Source organism: Massilia sp. FBCC-B171 (assembly GCF_059134155.1).
In genome coordinates this window covers 3,013,715-3,032,922 of sequence record NZ_CP101443.1, presented here as the reverse complement: position 1 = coordinate 3,032,922, position 19,208 = coordinate 3,013,715, and the positions used below count along the sequence as shown (strand labels likewise).

Genomic DNA, 19,208 nt, shown 5'->3' with positions numbered 1-19,208 from the left:
TCATCTTGCATTCCTTTGCTTGCCGAGTCGCTCGTGGACGAGCGTGCCTGATCCAACGCCGGCCGGTTTTGCACGTCTGAGGCAAAAGTTAGGTCCGTTACAGCATGAGCACAATTGGACCATGGTCGTATTGCCAGCCGAATTCGCCGGAAGAACCGGCGGGGCGAGACGGCCGCTTCAGGAACTTGTGAGTTCATAAACGATCAGAACACATGAGCTTTGAGTTTGGCTGTGATGCGGAACGCGGCGATGCTTGCCGCTTCTCCAGGGCTATTAATTTTTTGCCGACTAGCGATTCAACCACAACATGAAAATATCAATGATTGGCACAGGGTATGTCGGGCTGGTGTCGGGCGCCTGCTTCGCCGATGTGGGCAATACCGTGCTCTGCCTCGACGTCGACGAGCGCAAGATCGCGATGCTCAATGCAGGCCGGATTCCCATCTTCGAACCCGGCCTCGATGCCCTGGTGGCGCACAACGTTGCAGCCGGGAGAATGAGCTTTACCGCCAGCTACGATGAAGCGGTGGCGCACGCCGACGTCATTTTCCTGTCGGTGGACACGCCGCCGGATGAAGACGGCAGGGCCGATCTGGCGCATGTGCTTTCGGCGGTGCGCAGCATCGGCCAGCGGATGCAGCGGCCGGCCCTGCTGGTCAACAAATCGACCATTCCCGTCGGCACTGCCGACCAAGTGAAAAGCGTCATTGCCAACGAACTGCGCACACGCGGCGTCTGGTTCGACTTTTCAGTCGTCAGCAATCCCGAATTCCTGAAAGAAGGCGCGGCGATCGAGGATTTCATGCGCCCCGATCGGATTATCGTTGGCAGCGACAATGCGCAAGCGACGAAAATCATGCGCCAGCTGTACGCGCCATTCAGCCGCAACCATGAAAAGCTGGTTGAAATGGACGTGCGCAGCGCCGAGCTCACCAAATACGGCGCCAATGCCATGCTGGCCACCCGCATCAGCTTCATGAATGAGTTCGCCAACCTTGCGGAGGCCCTGGGCGCCGATATCGAGCAGGTAAGGCGCGGCATCGGCGCCGATTCGCGCATCGGCCCGGATTTCCTGTATGCCGGCATGGGATACGGCGGGTCCTGCTTCACAAAAGACGTCAGGGCGCTGCTGAGAACCTCGGCCGACCATGGACACACACTGCGCATCCTCGACGCCATCGAGGCGGTGAATGCATCGCAAAAGAATATCCTGTTCAAAAAAATGACGCGCTTCTTCAATGGCATCGAGGCGCTGGCGGGAAAAACCGTGGCGCTATGGGGCCTGTCGTTCAAACCGAATACCGACGATGTGCGCGAGGCGCCCAGCCTTGCCTTGCTGCGGGAATTGTTTCGGGCAAATTGCCGCGTGCAGGCTTACGATCCGGTTGCCGGCAATGAGGCAAGACATACTCTGCTCAAGGAGCATGGCGAAGCTCGCTGCGATGCGCTGCTGCGGATCGTGGACTCGGCGGCCGCCGCCGTGCAAAGCGCCGATGTGCTTGCCATCGCGACGGAGTGGAAAGAGTTCCGCTCGCCCGACTTCGGCTTTCTCGCCAGCGCCCTGCGGCACAGGGCAATCTTTGACGGTCGAAACCTGTACGATCCGGCCTTCGTCGCTTCGTTCGGGCTTGCCTACCACGGCATCGGCAGGCACGTGCCGGCGGAGCCGCGATGATTCCCGCCGGCGCTCCTGTCCTGGTCACCGGCGCCGCCGGTTTCATCGGCAGTTGCGTCGCAGCGCGTCTAGCCCGAATGGGCATGACGGTTGCGGCATGCGACAACTTCAATGACTATTACGCGGTCGATTTAAAGCATGGGCGCGTCAAGACCTTGCTTGCGCCTCACGGAATACGCTGCGAAGCCGTCGAGCTTGCCGATGCCCGCCAAGTGAACCGCCTGTTCGAACGCGTGCGGCCCGCCTATGTCGTGCATCTGGCGGCACAGGCCGGCGTGCGCTATTCGATCGTCAACCCCTCGGCCTATGTGCAATCGAACCTGGTCGGGTTTGCCAACATCCTGGAAGCCTGCCGTCAGTTCAGACCACTCCACCTGGTCTATGCGAGCAGCAGCAGCGTCTACGGCGCAAGCCGGAAAGCGCCTTTCCAGGAAAGCGACACAACCGATGAACCCGTCTCGTTCTATGCCGCGACCAAGAAGGCGAATGAAGCCCTGGCGCATTCCTACAGCCACTTGTTTGGATTGGCGGCCACGGGGCTGCGCCTGTTTACCGTCTACGGGCCCTGGGGCCGGCCGGACATGGCCTGTTTCATCTTCGCGCAAAAGATGCTCAAGGGCGAGACGATTCCCGTATTCGCCGAAGGCGCCCTGAAACGGGACTTTACCTATATCGACGACATCGTCGAAGGGATCGTCCGCGTGCTGGCAAAGCCGTGCAGCGCCAGCGGCAGCGTGGCGCCGCATACGGTGTTCAACATCGGTAATCATCAGCCGGTGCGGGTACTGGATTTTATTGCAGCGCTGGAGGAGGCCTTCGGGGGCAGGGCAAAGATCGCCTTCCTGCCGATGCCGCCGGGCGACGTGCCGATGACCTGTGCCGATACCGGCAAATTGCGGGAATGGGTCGGGTTCGCCCCGGCAACCCCCCTCAGGGATGGGCTGTGCCAGTTCCGCGAGTGGCTGCTCGCCTGGATGGCGCACAACAAGGTCGATTAAGCATGCGAGACGATGGACTTCCCACCGCCTGCGACGAGCGGGCCGGCACCCGTTTTCTCATGGTCGTGGCGGCCTATTTCCTGCTGCAAGTCGTGCTGCGCGTGAGCTCGCCTGCCGTGCTCGACCTCGACGAATCGGAAGCCATCCTCACCTTCCAGCAGGTGCAGCCGGGATACGGAACGCAACCGCCGCTGTACTCCTGGCTGCAATGGCTGATGTTTTCCGTATTCGGCGTCAACATCGTTGCCCTGTCCGTGCAGAAGAACCTGCTGCTGTTCTGCACTTATCTGGCGATGTTCTGCAGCGCCAGGATGCTCATCGGCGTGCGCGGCGCCATCATGGTCGCCGCCTCGCTCGTGATGTTTCCGCAGATTGGCTGGGAATCGCAGCGCGACCTGACCCATTCGGTACTGATGACCTGCATGGCCGCGCTCACGCTGTGGTGCTATGTCGCCCTGATCAAGCGCCCAGGCAGGCTAAGCCATGCGCTCTTCGGCCTCCTGATCGGGCTTGGGCTGCAGTCGAAATATAATTTTGCACTCTTCGCGCTTGGCCTCGTTGCGGCCAGCCTGCTGGTGCGGGAACACCGGCAGGCATTCTGGAATCGACATGCCTGGATAGCGCTTGCAGTACTCGTGATGTCGGTGACGCCGCACACGCTCTGGCTGTTTGAACACTTCGATGCCGCAACGCTCGCCACCCTCGAAAAAATGCATGGCCATGACGCGGGCTATGCCGGCAATGTAGCGCGCGGCCTTGGCAGCATGGCCGGCGCGAGCTTCCTGTTCGTCACGCCGCTCTGGATCGTGTACGGCTGGATCTACTGGCGCCGCCGCGATCAGGTACACGCGAGACTCGAAAGCCCGCATGCCCGATTCTTTCTCTGGTTCTACGTGGCGGCGTTTGCCTGCCTGACGGCGCTGGTGCTGAGCGGGGTGCTTGCCAGCATCAAGGACCGCTGGATGCAGCCCATCCTGTTCCTGCTGCCGCTGGCGTTCTTCGTCATCTTTCCGGCGCTTGTGCAACCCGCGGTTTGTCGAGGCATCCTGTGGGTGGCGGGCCTGTTTGCCATCGCCATCCTGGCTGGCCTGACGGCAAGGGCCTACCTTGGCAAGACCACGCGCTCACCGTTTGGCGAGCTGTCGGCCCAGCTCATGCTGCGCTTCCCTCAGGCGAAAACCGTGGTTGCAAGCGAGCTGACGGAGGCAGGCAACCTGTACCTGCATAACCCGGCATGGACTGTCATGCCGCTGCGCGCGATCTTGCAGAACCGGCCTGCCATCAGGGGCGAGGTACTGGTGATCGGCTGCGGCGGCCACCCGGACATGCGGCTGGACAGTTTTCTCCAGGCTTATCCCTTCGGCGTGGTCCGCCAGCGTGGACGCTTCAATGTCGGCAAGCCGCAGGGACGCGATGGCGCCATGGCTGTCGAATATGCGGTTTTCTCGGTAAAGGAAGACTAAATGCACTTGTCGCTAGTGATTCCGGTCATGAATGAGCAGGGCAATATCCAAGCCCTGATGGCGCGTATTGCAGACGCGCTTGCCCGTGTAGAACACGAGGTCATTTTCGTGGACGACGGCTCGAACGACCGCACCGTGGCGGAAATAGAACGCTTTGCCACGCCAACTACCCGCGTCCTGGTATTGAGTCGCAATTACGGCCAGACCACGGCGATGGCCGCCGGCATCGACGCCGCGCGCGGCGAATTGATCGTCATGCTCGATGGCGATATGCAAAATGACCCGCACGATATTCCGCTCATGATGGAAAGGATGCGCTCCGGCGACTGGGACGTCGTCGCCGGCGTGCGCAGCAGGCGCAAGGATGGCTTCCTGCTGCGCAAGGTCCCGAGCAAGCTGGCCAACTGGCTGATCCGGCGCGTGACGGGGGTCCATATCAGCGATTACGGCTGCACGCTCAAGCTCTTCAAGAGCGATGTCGCCAAGAACCTGGGACTGTATGGCGAACTGCACCGCTATATTCCCGTGCTGGCCAGCATGTATGGCGCCAGGATGACGGAGATGCCGGTGCGGCACCATGCGCGCCATGCCGGCGTTTCCAAATACGGCCTCAGTCGCACACTGAAAGTGGCGAGCGACCTGATGCTCATGGTATTCATCCGAAAATACGGACAGCGTCCCATGCACCTGTTCGGCACCGCCGGCATTGTCTCGTTTTGCGCGGGCTGCTTTCTGAACCTCTATGTCTTGTTCGACAAGCTCATGGGCGCAAGAATTGCAGGGCGGCCGCTCTTGTTTCTCGGCCTGCTGCTGACAGTGGCCGGCATCCAGCTCATTACCACCGGCTTCATTGCGGATCTGATGATGCGAACCTATTATGAATCCCAAAACAAAAAGCCCTACCGAATCAAGAAAATCACCGGTGCCCAGGCGTTTCAGCAAGAAATCGAAACTAGTCTTACAGGCCTTGATATCGACCTGCCTGATCGTTTTCGTGCTTCGAAATCTTGACCTCGGCCAGGTGAAAACCATTTCCCTCGATCCGCAGCGGGCGCCGATGCTGTTGGCCGCCTTCATCGCATTCAATGGTTCCAAGATCCTGGCCGCGCTGCGGCTGAACGTTTATCAACGCCATGCGGCCTTGCGTATAGGCGAGGGCGAAAATCTGCGTTTGTACTATGCGGGCATGTTTCTGAACCTGTTTCTGCCGGGCGGCATTGGCGGCGATGGCTACAAGATCCTGGTGCTCCACCGCCGGCATGCCTTACCGCTGCGCACACTGGTCACGACCCTGCTGGCGGACCGCGTCAGCGGCGTTCTCGCCCTTTTGTTCCTGTCATGCCTGTTGATGCCGATGCTTGCGCTGCCCTGGGAGCGCGCCACCGCCATCGTGTTCGCGCTTGCAGCCAGCGCCCTCATTGGCGCCTTGTTTGTACTAGGGCATCGCTGGCTGATCAAGATCGACATGCAGGGACTGGCCAGCGTGTTCGTGCTTGGACTTTTAGTGCAATGCCTGCAGGTGATCTGCATGGGGATGCTGCTGCTGTATCTGGGCACGCCGGCAACGCACTACCTGGCTTATTTCGCCATTTTTCTGATGTCGTCAGTTGCTGCCGTGCTGCCGCTCAGTATTGGCGGCCTGGGCGTGCGGGAAGCGACTTTTCTGTTCGGCCTCAACTTGATGCACCTGGACCCGACCTATGGCGTGATTGCGTCGGGCTGCTTCTTCCTGATCACGGTGCTGTCATCCCTGATCGGAGCACTGTTTCTCGGTCAGTTTTCGCTCCAGGCACAGACAACAGAGCACGCTTAAGGTACTGGCGAACCGCCGAGGAATTCGAGGATGCTCGCGCGGTGCTGGTCCACCACCTTGGCGGCGGCGACGGTCAGCAGCTGGCTGTCGCAGTCGGATTTGATTTGCAGCAGGGTAGGGATTTCCGCCAGCCGTTGCTTGACGCTCGCGGGCGTCTGCAGCGCCGGCTGTTCGTTGCGGCAAGCCGCGGGCAGGTCGCTCAGGTCCGGATTCCAGATCGCATCGGTATGGCGAAGAATCAGCACCCGGATCGTGCGGTCATCCGGAAACACGCCCTGCATCTGCAAGGTGCGGAAGAACAGGGAACGGTAGGTCGTGGCGCGTTCCTCCATGATGCTCGGAATGCGGCTGAAGTCGAAGGAAAACAGACCGAATGGCTGGGAGCGCCGGTTGAGCCGGACGTCGCCCACGGCAAACGGGAAGGAACTGTCGAATGCCACGATCAGGGCGCGCTTGGCCCTCTTTACCTGCAACTGCTTGAGGAACATGAAGAGGATCGATTCGGCGCCCTGGTTTTCGTACAGGCCGCCGTCTCCGGCATGCCAGAAGGTGGGGTCACCCGCCACCTGGAAGGTAATCGGGCCTATCACCGGCGGAAACGAGGCGGAAGCGCTGACCGCCGCGCTCAGGGGCGTGACGCAGGCGTTGAAATGGATTTCGTGCGGCGTCATGGGGAGCAGGGTTTGCCAGCGCTCGATCAGGACCGGCGGAATCGTCGCGGCTTTGCCCTGGCGCCCCAGCGCGGCTTCGAGATCGGCGAAAAAATTGTATTGGAAGATGTCCGATGTCTGATTGGTGAGCGCAAAGCGGCGTCCGTTGTTGTACAGGGTGGTGTTGACGATCAGGCCGGGACTGTCGCCATTCGCTTCGCGCCGCGCGACATCCGTCAAGGTGGCATTACCCAGCAGCCGCTCGCCCAGGATCTCGTGCAGGGACAATGCGCCCGAGGCCGGATTGATCCAGCGGAAGCGGCTCAGTTGGCGCCAGAACACGGGCGGGCCAATGCGCTGGCCGACCGCGCGGCGGTACTCGTCGAAAAAAGTCCGGTAGGCGGGCGTCATCGTGCCGTCGGGCGCGAGCACCGGCACTTCGCGCCCCGGCTTCTTGAGTACATAGTAGCTTGCGGCAATACTGCCACCCGACACGCTCGACACATAGGCAATTTCCTCGAGCACCGATTTCCCACCCGGCAGCTGCACGCCGGCCAGCGCATCGAGGCCGGACGCCCCGAACAAGGCGGCGCGGCTGCCCCCGCCCGACATCGCCACGCCGACCAGCACCTCGCGCTGCTGCATCGGCACTTCGCAGGGCAGCGGGCCGGGCGCCGCACGCTGCACCTGGAAGGCCCGCGGCGAGGCGCAGCCTGCCAGGATGAGCATGAGGGCTGGTCCGGCGAGGACCAGCTTCGATCGGCGGCAGATTCCAGTCAGCCATTTCAAGCGGCTCTCCCGGTTCGGGTTCACAGGTGCGGGTGGCCATTACAGGCTCAAGCCGGTGTGCATCTTCCGGTGAGCACGACGGCGCCAGCACGGTCGACGAAGCTCAAGGTCATCTCGCCCGCGCGCTGGTCGAGCGCGAGGGTCCACCCGAAACCGAATTCCGTCCCTTGCAGCAGGATTTGCTTGTCGTCCTTCTCGATCTGACTGATCGGCGTGACGCGCTTCGGACCGGAAATCTTCCTGTTGGCGATGTCGACCCGCAGGAAGGAGGGTGCGCCGATGTCGGACGGCCGTTCCTTGACGATCTCGTCGCCGGGGCGGATCTCCACGGCTTCGGCCGTCGCGCAAATCAAGGGCTTCGAGCCATCGAAGTCGGCAGCCAGGGCCACGCCGGGCGGCGCACAAAGCGCCAGGCAGATGAGTGCTTGGGCCAGCCTGTTCATGGAGAATGTCCTTCACACGCGTTAGCTGATGGTGTAGCCACGGCCCGACATGCAGGCTCCGAATGCGCGGTAATAGGCGCCCAATGCCTGCTGGGAGCCCGCCTGCGCCTGCTGGTTCCTGGCGGACTGGTTCTGGCGCGCCTCGCGCCCGCCGCGCATGGTGCCGACAACCGCGCCGACGCCCGCGCCTTTGCCCGTATCGCCGGCAATGGCGCCGATGGCGGCGCCGCCGAGGGCGCCGCGTGCAGCGCCCCGGACGCGTTCGCCCCCGCCGGCCGCAGGGCCGGTTTCCTGTGGGACGTTCGTTACCGTGGCCGGATCGACCCCGGTCGTTTGCCTGGCCCACGCGTAGCATTCGCCTTCGTCCTTGTTCTGCTTCTGGGCGCTCTGGCCCTTGGCGGGGTAGGCGATCGGCGCCTGTGCCGCGGCGAGCGCCGCCAGCGCCGCCATGGCAATGACGAGCATGCACTGTATCGGATGTCGCATGGTCGATGTCCTCCAGATCATCCTTGCCTGCCGGCGAAGCGCAGTTCGGTTGAACCCGGCCGAGCGTTCATCCTGCTGGTCCTTCACGGCTGTGCGCTCATTGAACTGTATGAACGTGCCGCGCGATCGGCAATTGGACTTTGGGCGTAGAAGCGCGCACCTGCGCCTTTGCTCAGTACAGATCGAACAGGGCGCTACCATCCCAGCGCGGCCGCGTGACAGCCGACTGCGCCGGCACCGCCTTCGCCGCATAGCCATCGCCCAGCCTGGCGACGGCCCTCGGAAACGCGCGGCAGTAGCTCGACTGGATGCCGGCCAGGCGCGCCAGCTGGCGGTATTCGACCACCGCGCCGGGCGGCACGGCGTCGAGCACGGCGCGCACGCGCTCGCGCCAGTCCTCATGCCAGGCTGGTTCCAGCACGCCGAGATCGCGCACGGAGTCGCCAACTTGAATGACGCCGCCCCGCAAGACCCGCGCCAGCATGCCGCGTCCAGCACCGACGCGACCCGCCAGCCCCGGCATGATGGTGTCGAGCTGGCCGCAGGCCTCGCACTGGAACATCAGGCGCAGCCGGACCTGGCTGCCGACCTGGAGCACCGTGCCGGAACTGAGACAGGTAGTCTCAGTATCGAGCAGCAGGTTTTCGCGCAGCGCATGCGCGGGCAGCGACAGCGCTTCATACACCGGCGTGCCGGCCAGCAGCAGCTGGCGCGGCGACAGCGGGTCGGCGTGGATATCGCCATCGATACCGGCGCCGGCGAGGAGACGCAGGCTGCCGGATGCTTGCGGGGGCGAGCGTCGAACGGGACGCCAGGCCAGTCCCGCGATCTTCATGCGCTCACACCGCCACCGGCGCCTTGATGCCCGGGTGCGACTGGTAATCCACGACCTCGAAATCCTCGAAGCGGTAGTCGAACAGCGACGCGGGTTTGCGCTTGATGACCAGCTTCGGTAGCGGGAACGGTTCGCGCGCGAGCTGCAGTTCGGCCTGTTCGAGGTGGTTCGAGTACAGGTGGCAGTCGCCGCCAGTCCAGACGAAGTCGCCCACTTCCAGGCCGGCCTGCTGCGCCATCATGTGGGTCAGGAGCGCGTAGGAGGCGATATTGAAGGGCACGCCGAGGAAGATGTCGGCGCTGCGCTGGTAAAGCTGGCAGGACAGCTTGCCGTCGGCCACATAGAACTGGAAGAAGGCGTGGCAGGGCGGCAGCTTCATCTGCGGGATGTCGGCCACGTTCCAGGCCGATACGATCATGCGGCGCGAGTCCGGGGTGCTGCGGATCTGCTCCAGCACCTGGCTTATCTGGTCGATGTGTTCGCCGGTCGGCGTCGGCCAGTTGCGCCACTGGTGGCCGTAGATGGGACCGAGTTCGCCGTTCGCATCGGCCCATTCGTCCCAGATCGAGACGCCGTTTTCCTTCAGGTAGGCGATGTTGGTCGACCCTTGCAGGAACCAGATCAGTTCATGGATGATGGACTTGAGGTGCACCTTCTTGGTGGTCACCAGCGGAAAACCTTCCGCCAGGTCGAAGCGCATCTGGTGTCCGAACACGGACAGGGTGCCCGTTCCGGTGCGATCGGTCTTGAGCGCGCCGTGCTCTTTCACATGGCGCATGAAGTCGAGGTATTGGCGCATTGCGGTCTTTAGTTGGGAAACGCGCTATTTTAACTTACTTGAAAGAATGGCCAGGGCCTCGCGCAGCCGGGCCTCGCTCACCTGCAGCAGGTTGTCGCCCACGTAGAGCTCGAAATAGCTGGTGTCCGGCAGGACGCCATGCGAGATGCGGTTGAAGAGCCAGATTCCATGCGCTTCGGCCAGCTCGGTGCGGATCGCGAGCGCGCGTTCGCGTCCGACCGGCAAATGCAGGTGCAGCATGTTGGCGGCGGGCTTGCCGGGATTGACGCGGATTTCCGGGTGCGCGCGCAGCGCCTCGTACAGCAGTTCGGTGCGGCGGAAATAGTCGGGCATGGCGGCCAGGCGCGCATCGAACTGCATCGCGGCCGAGACCACATACGGGGAACGGTGGATCACATTGCCGCCCTGGCGCCGGAACCATTCGGCGGCGCGTTCCACGAAGGCGCGGCTGCCGAGCAGCATGGCGCCACCCAGGCCGCCGATCCCCTTGTACAGCGACACGTAGACCGAATTGAAGCCCGCTGCGATTTCGCGCGCGCTGCGCCCGTATCCGGCCTGCGCTTCCCACAGGCGCGCGCCGTCCATGTGCAGGTGGGCGCCGCGCGCCTTGCAGTGCGCCTTGATCGCTTCCAGTTCGTCCCAGGGAGACAGCTGGCCGCCGATTTCGCGCATCGGGATCTCTAACGCCACGGCACCCAGCCTGTCGGGCACGGCTTGCAGGTCGGCGCAAACCCACGGGCAGGTGAGCTCGCCGACCTGCAGGGCGTCGAAGTGGCCGAGCAGCTGGTAGTTCGAGCGCTCGTGGACGAGGATGTGGGAAGTCGGGTGCAGTGCGGCGCGCGCATTGCCGCGCTCTTCGCAGGCCAGGCGCAGGGCCGTCACTTGCGCCATGGTGCCGCTGATGCAGAACACGGCCGCTTCAAAGCCGAGCAGGGCGGCGAGCTTGTCCTCGAAACCCTCGATCAGCTCGCCGCTGCCGTAGACGTCGTGCTCCACGCCATGCCGCTCGCACCAGGCGGCCATGGCGGCATACATCTCGGCGGGAGTGCGGGCGCGGTGGCCGGGGAAGACGGTGTCGCAGCGGCGGATCAGCTCAGAGTCGGTCAAGATGGGCTCCTGGGGTGGGGCACAACTTTACACCGGATGGGCGACTGCGTGAAGCTGTGAAAAAGGCCGGAACGTATCGTCCGGCCGTCGGGAAGAGCCTTAGCCGTGGGTCAGGGCGACGCGCCGCGCCGGCGCTTCCAGCACGCCCGCATGTTCATCGAGCCTGAACAGGCGCACCGCGCGCGCCAGTTCCGCCGCCTGGTCCTGCATCGCCTGCGCCGCGGCACTGGCTTCTTCGACCAGCGCTGCATTGTGCTGGGTCGTGTCGTCCATCTCGCCGATGGCGCGGTTGACCTGCTCGATGCCGCTGCTCTGTTCCGCACTGGCGGCCGTGATGTCGGCCATGATGGTGGTCACGCGGCCGACGCTGGCGAGCACTTCGTTCATGGTGGCGCCGGCTTTCGACACCAGCTCGCGGCCGGCATCGACTTCGTCCGAGGACGCCGCGATCAGGGTCTTGATTTCCTTGGCCGCGGCGGCGCTGCGCTGGGCCAGGTTGCGCACTTCGCCGGCGACGACGGCAAAGCCGCGTCCCTGTTCACCTGCACGCGCAGCTTCCACCGCTGCGTTCAGGGCCAGGATATTGGTCTGGAAGGCGATGCCGTCGATGACGCCCGTGATGTCGGAAATCTTGCGCGAGGACTGGTTGATCGATTCCATGGTCTCGACCACTTGCGCGACCATGCTGCCGCCCTTCTGGGCGATGCTTGATGCGGAGACGGCCAGGGTGTTGGCCTGGCGCGCATGTTCGGCGTTCTGGCGCACGGTCTCGGTCAGTTCGCCCATCGAGGACGAGGTCGTGGCCAGGCTCGAGGCCTGCTGCTCGGTGCGGGTGCACAGGTCCAGGTTGCCGGTCGAGATTTCGTTCGAGGCGTTGGCGATCTGCTCGGCGCCAAGACGCACTTGGCCGACCACCAGCGAGAGCTTGCGGCTGATGCCGTTCATGGCGTCGGCCAGCAGGCCGATTTCGTCGGCATGGCGGCGCTCCACCGTGACCGTCAGGTCGCCGTCGGCGATGCGCATCGCGGCGTCGCGCGCGGCGGCCAGCGGACGGGTGATCGTGGCGCGGACAAAAGCGTACAGGATGGCGGCGAAGATCGAGAGGCCGATCAGGCCGAAGACGATGAACTTGTTGCGCTGGCGCGAGGCTTCCTGCGTGATCTCGTCACGGTAAGTGCCGCCGGCGACGACCCAGTTCCAGTCCTTGAAGTGGGCAAAGGCGACGACTTTTTCGCGCGCATCGGTCTCGCCCGGATTCTTCCAGTCGTAGACGATGCTGCCGTTCTTTTTCTCGAGGATCTCCTTGATGAATTCGCGGCCGTTGGCGCCGCGGCTGGCGAGGATGTTGTCGCCTTCCCGCTTGGGGTGGACCAGCAGCTCGCCGTAGGCCTTGCCCGGGGCGGCATTGAGCACATAGAAATAGCCGGTCTCGCCGACCTTGATTGAGCGGATGCGTTCCTTGAGTGCGGCGATGTCGGCGGTAATGTCGACGCCGACGTAGAGCGCCCCGACGACCTTGTTGCTCGCATCGCGCACCGGTGCGTACTGGGTGATGAACTGCTTGCCGAAGAGCTTGGCCAGGCCCACGTAGACCTTGCCGTCCTTCAGCGCGGCATAGGCCGGGCTGGCGCGGTCGAGCGGGGTGCCGACGGCGCGCTCGCCGTTTTCCTTCTTCACCGACGTGGTGACGCGCACGAAGTCGTCGCCGTCGGCCACAAAGATGGTCGCGTTGCCGCCGGTTGCGGCGCTGAAGCGGTCAGGGGCGCTGAAGTCGAGGTTCAGCACCTTGCCGTCGTGTTTCAGCGAAGGGACCTGGCGGCCGCCAATGTCGACCGGTGCAGCTGGGTCGCTCTCGAAACTGCCGGCGAAGTCGGCGCCGAAGATGCGCCCGAAACTGACGGCTTCGCCCGAGACGGTGCGGTTGAAGAGTTCGACCGTGCTGACCACGCCACGCAGCTCGTTCTGCATGTTCTGGCCGGCGCGTTCTTCCAGCATGGAGGCGGTCGTGACGGTAATGGTCAGGACCAGGGCGGCGATGATGGCGCCGACCAGCGCGAAGCTGAAGGCGCTGATCTTGGTGCCGACATTCCAGTTGGCAGGATGGTATTTATTGTTCATGACTAAGAGTAACGGTGACAGATCCTGCGGATCATACCTGTCTGTTGCCTTCAGTCAATACAAAACAGTAAAGTCGGCAATTATATTTTTCGATGCAGCAACACTTTGTTCAATACTTAATGCTCCACGTGGACGTTGTGGAACTGCAGCGCCGCGAGCTTGGCATAGATGCCGCCCAAGGCTACCAGCGACGCATGGGTGCCCGTTTCCACGACGCGGCCGTCTTCCATGACGACGATGCGGTCGGCGCGCTGCACGGTGGCCAGGCGGTGCGCGATGATGACGGTGGTGCGTCCGACCATCGCCGCTTCCAGGGCGCCTTGCACCAGGCGTTCCGACTCGGCGTCGAGCGCGCTGGTCGCTTCGTCGAGCAGCAAGAGGGGCGGATTCTTCAGCAGGGCACGTGCGATCGCGATGCGCTGGCGCTGGCCGCCCGACAGGCGCACGCCGCGCTCGCCGAGGAAGGAGCGGTAGCCCTGCGGCAGGCGCTCGATGAATTCGTTGGCGGCGGCCATTTTCGCTGCCGCGATGACTTCCTCGTCGGTCGCTTCGGGCCGGCCGTAGCGGATGTTTTCCATCGCGTCGGCGGAAAAAATCACCGTGTCCTGGGGAACGATGCCGATCGCGCCGCGCAAAGTGTGCAGGTCGAGGTCGCGGATGTCGACGCCGTCGAGCGTGATCGAACCGGACTGCGGATCGTAATAGCGCAGCAGCAGCTGGAACAGGGTGGTCTTGCCGGCGCCGGAAGGGCCGACCACGGCCACCGTTTCGCCGGGCCGGATGGCGAGCGATACATGCGACAGCGCCGCCGTGTCCTGGCGTGACGGGTAGGCGAAGGTCAGGTCGTGCAAGGTCAGTGCCGCCCCATTCGACGAGCGTGCCGGCAGGGTGCGCGGGTGGGTGGGATTGCGGATGTCCGAGCGTGCGGCGAGCAGTTCGAGCAGGCGCTCGGTGGCGCCGGCGGCGCGCTGCGCTTCGCCCATCACTTCGGCCAGCGCGCCGATCGAGCCGGCCACGATCGAGGCGTACAGGATGAACTGGCCGAGGTCGCCCCCGGTCATGGTGCCCTCCAGGACCGCGTGCGCGCCCAGCCACAGCACGAACACGATGGTGCCGAACACCAGCACGATGGCCAGCATGGTCAGGAACGATCGGGCGCGGATGCGCTGCATGGCCGCGTGGAATGCGCCTTCGACAGTCGTGCCGAAGCGCGCGGCCTCGATCTTCTCGTGGGTATAGGCCTGCACGGTCGGCATGGCGTTCAGGATTTCGCCGGCCAGGGCCGAGGCGTCGGCGATGCGGTCCTGGGAATCGCGCGAGAGCTTGCGCACGCGCCGTCCGAACAGGACGATCGGCACGATGACCAGCACCAGCAGGGCCAGGATGATGGCGGTGAGCTTGGCGCTGGTCACGAACAGCATCACCAGGCCACCCGCGAAGAGCAGGGTATTCCGGAGGGCCAGCGAGATGCTGGTGCCGACCACGGTCTGGATCAGCGTGGTGTCGGTGGTCAGGCGCGAGAGCACTTCGCCGGTTTGGGTGGTCTCGAAAAACTCCGGGCTCTGGTGCACGACGTGGCGGTAGACGGCGCTGCGGATGTCGGCCGTGACGCGCTCGCCCAGCCAGGACACCATGTAGAAGCGCGCGGCCGTGGCCACGCCCAGCACCGCGGCGACGCCGAACAGCGCGAGGAAGGTGGCGTCGACGTGGCGGATGCTTTGCGAGCCGGCCGAGGCGCCGAAGCCCAGGTCGATCATCTGCTTGAAGGCGGCCGGAATGGCCAGCGTGGCGCCGGCCGCGAACAGAAGCGCAATGCCGGCCAGGATAAACTGGCGGCGATACGGCGCCAGGTAGGGCAGCAGGCCCTTGAGCGCGGCAAGGCTGCCCTTGCGTGCGACGGCGTTCTCGGAAGCGGGAGCGGTGCTGCTGGTGCTGCTGGTACTGGGTGAGCGCTGGGTCATCGTGTCGCTTGTTGTTATTCTGTCTGGTGGTTCAAAGTTTCATCGGCCGCACATAGCCGGTCATTTCAAGATAGCCGCGTCCCGCCGGCACACCGTCGCGCGCAACCGTCACCGCGCCTTCCCAATACACGGCGCCGGTCGAGCGGCGCGAATCGAGTTCCTGGTCCTGCTGCAGGGGCGCGATCTGCCAGCGCGTGGCGCCAAGGGTGATCGTGGTGGCGACCGGGTACTCGGCATTCGTGCGCGGCGAGCGCCAGCGCGCCTGCGGCGCAAAACTCACCTGCTCCGGCGCATAGCGCGTCACTTTTCCATCGCGCCCGCGCAGCGTTGCATGCGCCCATAGTTTACCACCGTCCTTGGCTCTGATCTGGAAAGCCATCAGCGCCGAGCCGTCGTCGAGGTTTGCGCCTACCCAGTCCCAGCCGCTGGCTTCGGGCTGCAGGGCTTCGCTCGACCATTCGTGGTCGAACCAAGCGCTGCCCGTCACGGGCCCGACGGCGCCGCTGCGGCCGGCCATGCCCGTCACGCGCAGTTGCGGCAGGCTGTAATAATAGCTGGCGTGCTGCGCGCCCAAGCCCTTGCGCGAATAGCCGCCTTCGCCCTGCAGCAGCGCCGGCTGGGTCGGCGCCAGGGTGAGCTCGAGCGTGAGCGCCGCCGACTTCAGGCTCACGCGGTAACTGCCGTCGGCCGTGCGCGTCATGCGCCAGTCGTCGAGTTTCACGTCCAGGTCGCCGGGCTTGGCCCAGGCCAGGCCGAAGCCTTCGCGCGCGCTGCGCTCGTCGTGCACCAGGCGCCCGTGCTCGGGGTCGGACACGGCCGCGTGGCCGATCACCAGCTGGTGCGGGGCGAAGGCGCTCGGGTTGGCCGGGTCGTGTTCGGTACGGCTGCGGAAGAAGGTCACCTGGAAGCCCAGCGGCTTGCCGGCGGCGGTGTTCAGCCATCCGGTGACATACCACCACTCGGTGCGGAACTCCGGATGGGCGCCGTAGTCGCGCGGGAAGGCCAGGACCTGGCCAGGTTTTACCGGCGCAAAGCCTGGCGGCGCGGCCTGCGCCAGGTTTGCCCAGAACAGCAGCAGAATCAAGAATAAACGCATCACCAGTCCTCCCGTACGGCGCGCACCGGCCCGCCGGATAAAGCATAACGTCCCGACACCAGCGCGGTGCCGACCGATGCCGCCACCAGCACGGCCGCGACGGTTGCGAGCAGTCCCCAGGGCAGGTGCAGGCCCATGGTCCAGTGGAAGGACTGCGGGTTGACGACGAAGACGAGTATCAGGCTGATCACGAGGCCCAGCGCGAAACCGCAGGCCACGCCCAGGGTCGTCAGCAGGCCGCCTTCGATCGCGAGGATGCCCAGCACCTGGCGGCGCGTCACGCCCACATGGCGCAGCATGCCGAATTCGCGGGCGCGCGCCAGGGTCTGCGCCGAGAAGGTCGCGGCCACGCCGGACAGGCCGATGACGATGGCGATCGCCTCGAGCAGGTAAGTGACGGCAAAGCTGCGGTCGAAAATCTGCAGGCTGGCGGCGCGGATCTCGCCGGGACGGGCCAGCTGCAGCGCGCCGCCGAAGGGCAGCTTGCGCAGCGCGCGTTCGATGCGGTTGGTCTCGGCGTCGCTGCCTGCGTAGATGGCGGCGTCGGTCACTTCGAAGGCATTGGTGAGGGCGCGGTAGTCCGCCAGGCGCACCACGACCGAGCCGGACTGGTTGGCGTAATCGCGCCAGACGCCGGCGACAAAGAAGCTGGCGGGGCGTCCGCCCAGCGGCAGGGTTAGCTTCTCGCCGACCTGCACGCCGTACAGGTCGAGCATCGCTTCCGAGACCCAGGCCGGGCGCGCGCCCTGCGGTACCGGGCTCGAGGCGCCTACCAGGAGCAGCAGGCGCTCCGGGTCCGTGGCGTCGATGTCGCGCGCGATCAGGATCACGTCGGGACGGTCGGCGGCCAGCGAGACCGGGCGCGTGCGCAGGAACTGGACCTGCTTGCCGCCGGCGGCGCGCGCGATCGCATCCTGTTCCGGTTTGCCGAAGAAGCCGGAACTGCCGCCGGCGCTGCTGCGCACATACAGGTCGGCCGGCAGGATGTGGCGCATCCAGTCGTCGACCGAGATCCGGAAGCTGGCCACCATGATGCCCATCGCGACCATCAGGCTGAAGCTGGCCAGCACGCCGCCCAGCGCGATCGAGGCCTGGCCGGGCGCATTGGCCAGGCGCGACAGCGTCAGTGCCAGCACCGGCGGCGGCCTGGCGGCGCGCAGCAGCGCTCGGCTGAGCAAGTGGAAGGTGGTGGCCGCCAGGCGCGGCATCAGGCCGATCCCGCCGATCAGGAGCAGGGCGATCGCCAGGTAGCCGAACAGGGGCAGTTCGAACACGGGCGGGGCGAAGGCGAACATGCCGGCCAGCAGCAGGCAGGCCAGCGAGGGCCAGATGCGCGACAAGCCGGACAGCACCGCCTCGTCATTGCCGGCCTTCAGGGCCACGGCCGGTTGTGCGCGCGCCGCTTCGAGCGCCGGGGCCAGGCAGCCGAGCAGGGCGACGCCCAGGCCGAGCGCGAAGAAGACCAGGGCCGCGACCGGCGTGAACACGACCTGCGGTTTGATCCCGGGGAAGTAGCCGGCGCCGAGGTCGCCCCCGAAAAAGCGCAGGGCGGCCGCTGCCAGCGCATAGCCGGCAGCCACCCCGAGCAGCGCCCCGAGCACGCCCAGGCTGGCGCCTTCGATCAAGACCTGGCGCAGCAGCTGGCCGCGCTCGACGCCCAGCACGCGCAACAGCGCGAACTGGCTGCGCCGGCGCATCACCGACAGGGCCTGGGTCGAGAACACGAGGAAGGCGCCGGTGAAGAGCGCCACCAGGGCCAGCACGGTGAGGTTGACGCGGTAGGCGCGGCTGAGATTGTTGTTGCGGCTTTGCTGGTCGCTGTCGTTGGGCTGCTGGACCCGGAAGCGCCCCGGGAACTGGCGCTCCAGGTCCTGCGTGAGCCGCGTTTCGAAGTCGGCGCGGTTGACGCCATCGCGCAGTTTCAGGTCGACGCGCGAAAGTTTGCCGAGCTGGCCAAAGCGCCATTGCAGGGCGCCGATGTCCATCACGCCGAAGCGCTGGCCGGGCCGCGCGCGCGCCACGGGGCCTGCCATGCGCAGGGCGATGTCGGCGGTGCCGGCGCGTACGAGCAAGGACGCGCCGCTGCCCAGGTTCAGCCAGGTTTGCGCGGCCGGGGACAAGAAGATGGTGGCGTCGCCGAGGACGTCGGTGCCGCGTCCCTCGGCCGGCACGCCCATCAGGTCGGGCGCGATATACCCGGCCCGAAAAGGATCGATGCCGACGATGCGCAGCGAGCCGCGCGCCTTCGGCACGGCGGCCTGCACTTCGAGCACCGGCGAAGCCAGCGCCACGCCCTCGTACTGCGCGAGCACCGGATAGATGGCTTCGTCGAACAGGGCTTCGCGCCCGGCGACCTGGACGTCGGCCTGGCCGGACAGGCTCTTGATCGCGCTTGAAAATTCGTTGAAGGCGGCGGCGTTGATCAGGTGGATCGCAAAGCCCATGGCCACGCCGACCGCAATGGCGGTGACGGCCAGCACGGCGCGCACCGGGTGGGCGCGCCATTCGCCAAGCAGCAGCCAGCGTGACAGCAGGTTCAGGCCGGACATTGAACCGCCAGCGCCTCCGCCTGCCGCCTCGCCTTCAGGCGCGCCGCCGCCACGGTCGATTTGCCCGCGCGCGCCGCATCTTCGTCCGCCCATTTGCTCTGCAGGCGCAGGCGGTCGCATTTCTGGCGCGTGCTGGCCGCCGCCCGCGCGGCTCGCTGCATCTCGCGGTCCTCGCGCGCTTCAAGCGCCTTGCGTTCCTTCTGGAATGCCGCCAGGCGCGCCTTTTCCTGCTTCAAGAGCGCCGCTGCGGGCGCCGGGTCCGGCGCGGGCGGTACCGCCAGGGTGCTTGTCTTGCCGTCCGCGCAAGGCTGCTCGCCATAGCTCACCTTGCCGCCGACAGTACATTTATATATTGTCTGCGCCGCCGCCGGGTGCGCCAGCGCGCACAGCATCACTGCCATCATCATCGTCGTCCTCATCAATGCT

General features: G+C 65.1%; 16 protein-coding genes. 5 read left to right on the top strand and 11 right to left on the bottom strand.

From position 1 onward, the window contains the following. Window positions 1–307 precede the first annotated feature (307 nt). Genes NMB41_RS13725 through NMB41_RS13705 form a run of 5 tightly spaced genes read left to right on the top strand, consistent with a single transcriptional unit; the run spans window position 308 to window position 5,949 of the window. A complete protein-coding gene (locus NMB41_RS13725; protein WP_494378373.1) occupies window positions 308–1,675 on the top strand; it encodes a UDP-glucose dehydrogenase family protein in 1,368 nt (455 codons plus the stop codon). Next, complete coding sequence (locus NMB41_RS13720) at window positions 1,672–2,673, top strand: NAD-dependent epimerase/dehydratase family protein (protein WP_494378372.1); 1,002 nt, start codon at window positions 1,672–1,674, stop codon at window positions 2,671–2,673. Before NMB41_RS13725 ends, NMB41_RS13720 begins: the two co-directional genes overlap by 4 nt. Next, window positions 2,634–4,136: a glycosyltransferase family 39 protein gene (locus NMB41_RS13715; protein WP_494378371.1), complete on the top strand. Its 1,503-nt coding sequence runs from the start codon at window positions 2,634–2,636 to the stop codon at window positions 4,134–4,136. The genes NMB41_RS13720 and NMB41_RS13715 overlap by 40 nt, the downstream gene beginning before the upstream one ends. Continuing rightward, window positions 4,137–5,147: a glycosyltransferase family 2 protein gene (locus tag NMB41_RS13710; protein ID WP_494378370.1), complete on the top strand. Its 1,011-nt coding sequence runs from the start codon at window positions 4,137–4,139 to the stop codon at window positions 5,145–5,147. Further along, on the top strand, window positions 5,059–5,949 hold the full coding sequence (locus tag NMB41_RS13705) for a lysylphosphatidylglycerol synthase transmembrane domain-containing protein (protein ID WP_494378369.1): 891 nt from the start codon (window positions 5,059–5,061) through the stop codon (window positions 5,947–5,949). Before NMB41_RS13710 ends, NMB41_RS13705 begins: the two co-directional genes overlap by 89 nt. On the opposite strand, the gene NMB41_RS13700 is transcribed toward NMB41_RS13705, so the two are convergent. The 11 genes from NMB41_RS13700 to NMB41_RS13650 form a co-directional block, all read right to left on the bottom strand. After that, window positions 5,946–7,328 (bottom strand): patatin-like phospholipase family protein, encoded by a 1,383-nt coding sequence (locus NMB41_RS13700; RefSeq protein WP_494378368.1) that lies wholly within the window; start codon window positions 7,326–7,328, stop codon window positions 5,946–5,948. The two genes, NMB41_RS13705 and NMB41_RS13700, sit on opposite strands and share 4 nt — an antisense overlap. 107 nt (window positions 7,329–7,435) lie before the next feature. After that, window positions 7,436–7,831: a hypothetical protein gene (locus tag NMB41_RS13695; protein ID WP_494378367.1), complete on the bottom strand. Its 396-nt coding sequence runs from the start codon at window positions 7,829–7,831 to the stop codon at window positions 7,436–7,438. 21 nt (window positions 7,832–7,852) lie between these two features. Continuing rightward, window positions 7,853–8,317, bottom strand: coding sequence for a glycine zipper domain-containing protein (locus tag NMB41_RS13690; RefSeq protein WP_494378366.1), 465 nt, complete (start codon window positions 8,315–8,317; stop codon window positions 7,853–7,855). 172 nt (window positions 8,318–8,489) lie between these two features. Beyond that, window positions 8,490–9,152: an MOSC domain-containing protein gene (locus NMB41_RS13685; RefSeq protein ID WP_494378365.1), complete on the bottom strand. Its 663-nt coding sequence runs from the start codon at window positions 9,150–9,152 to the stop codon at window positions 8,490–8,492. A 4-nt stretch (window positions 9,153–9,156) separates the two neighbouring features. Further along, the gene (gene thyA, locus NMB41_RS13680) at window positions 9,157–9,951 is read right to left on the bottom strand and encodes a thymidylate synthase (RefSeq protein WP_494378364.1); all 795 of its coding nucleotides are present in this window, start codon (window positions 9,949–9,951) and stop codon (window positions 9,157–9,159) included. Window positions 9,952–9,975: 24 nt separating this feature from the next. Beyond that, window positions 9,976–11,058, bottom strand: coding sequence for a threonine aldolase family protein (locus NMB41_RS13675; RefSeq protein WP_494378363.1), 1,083 nt, complete (start codon window positions 11,056–11,058; stop codon window positions 9,976–9,978). Between the two features lie 99 nt (window positions 11,059–11,157). Beyond that, window positions 11,158–13,176 carry a methyl-accepting chemotaxis protein gene (locus NMB41_RS13670; RefSeq protein ID WP_494378362.1) on the bottom strand — a complete coding sequence of 673 codons (2,019 nt, stop codon included), beginning with the start codon at window positions 13,174–13,176 and terminating at the stop codon, window positions 11,158–11,160. A gap of 116 nt (window positions 13,177–13,292) precedes the next feature. Further along, the gene (locus tag NMB41_RS13665) at window positions 13,293–15,137 is read right to left on the bottom strand and encodes an ABC transporter transmembrane domain-containing protein (RefSeq protein ID WP_494378361.1); all 1,845 of its coding nucleotides are present in this window, start codon (window positions 15,135–15,137) and stop codon (window positions 13,293–13,295) included. 31 nt (window positions 15,138–15,168) lie between these two features. Beyond that, the gene (locus NMB41_RS13660) at window positions 15,169–16,233 is read right to left on the bottom strand and encodes a lipocalin-like domain-containing protein (protein ID WP_494378360.1); all 1,065 of its coding nucleotides are present in this window, start codon (window positions 16,231–16,233) and stop codon (window positions 15,169–15,171) included. Continuing rightward, window positions 16,233–18,782, bottom strand: a complete 2,550-nt coding sequence (locus NMB41_RS13655) for an FtsX-like permease family protein (protein ID WP_494378359.1) — start codon at window positions 18,780–18,782, stop codon at window positions 16,233–16,235. The genes NMB41_RS13660 and NMB41_RS13655 overlap by 1 nt, the downstream gene beginning before the upstream one ends. Continuing rightward, the gene (locus tag NMB41_RS13650) at window positions 18,770–19,201 is read right to left on the bottom strand and encodes a DUF4124 domain-containing protein (RefSeq protein ID WP_494378358.1); all 432 of its coding nucleotides are present in this window, start codon (window positions 19,199–19,201) and stop codon (window positions 18,770–18,772) included. Before NMB41_RS13650 ends, NMB41_RS13655 begins: the two co-directional genes overlap by 13 nt. Window positions 19,202–19,208 lie beyond the last annotated feature (7 nt).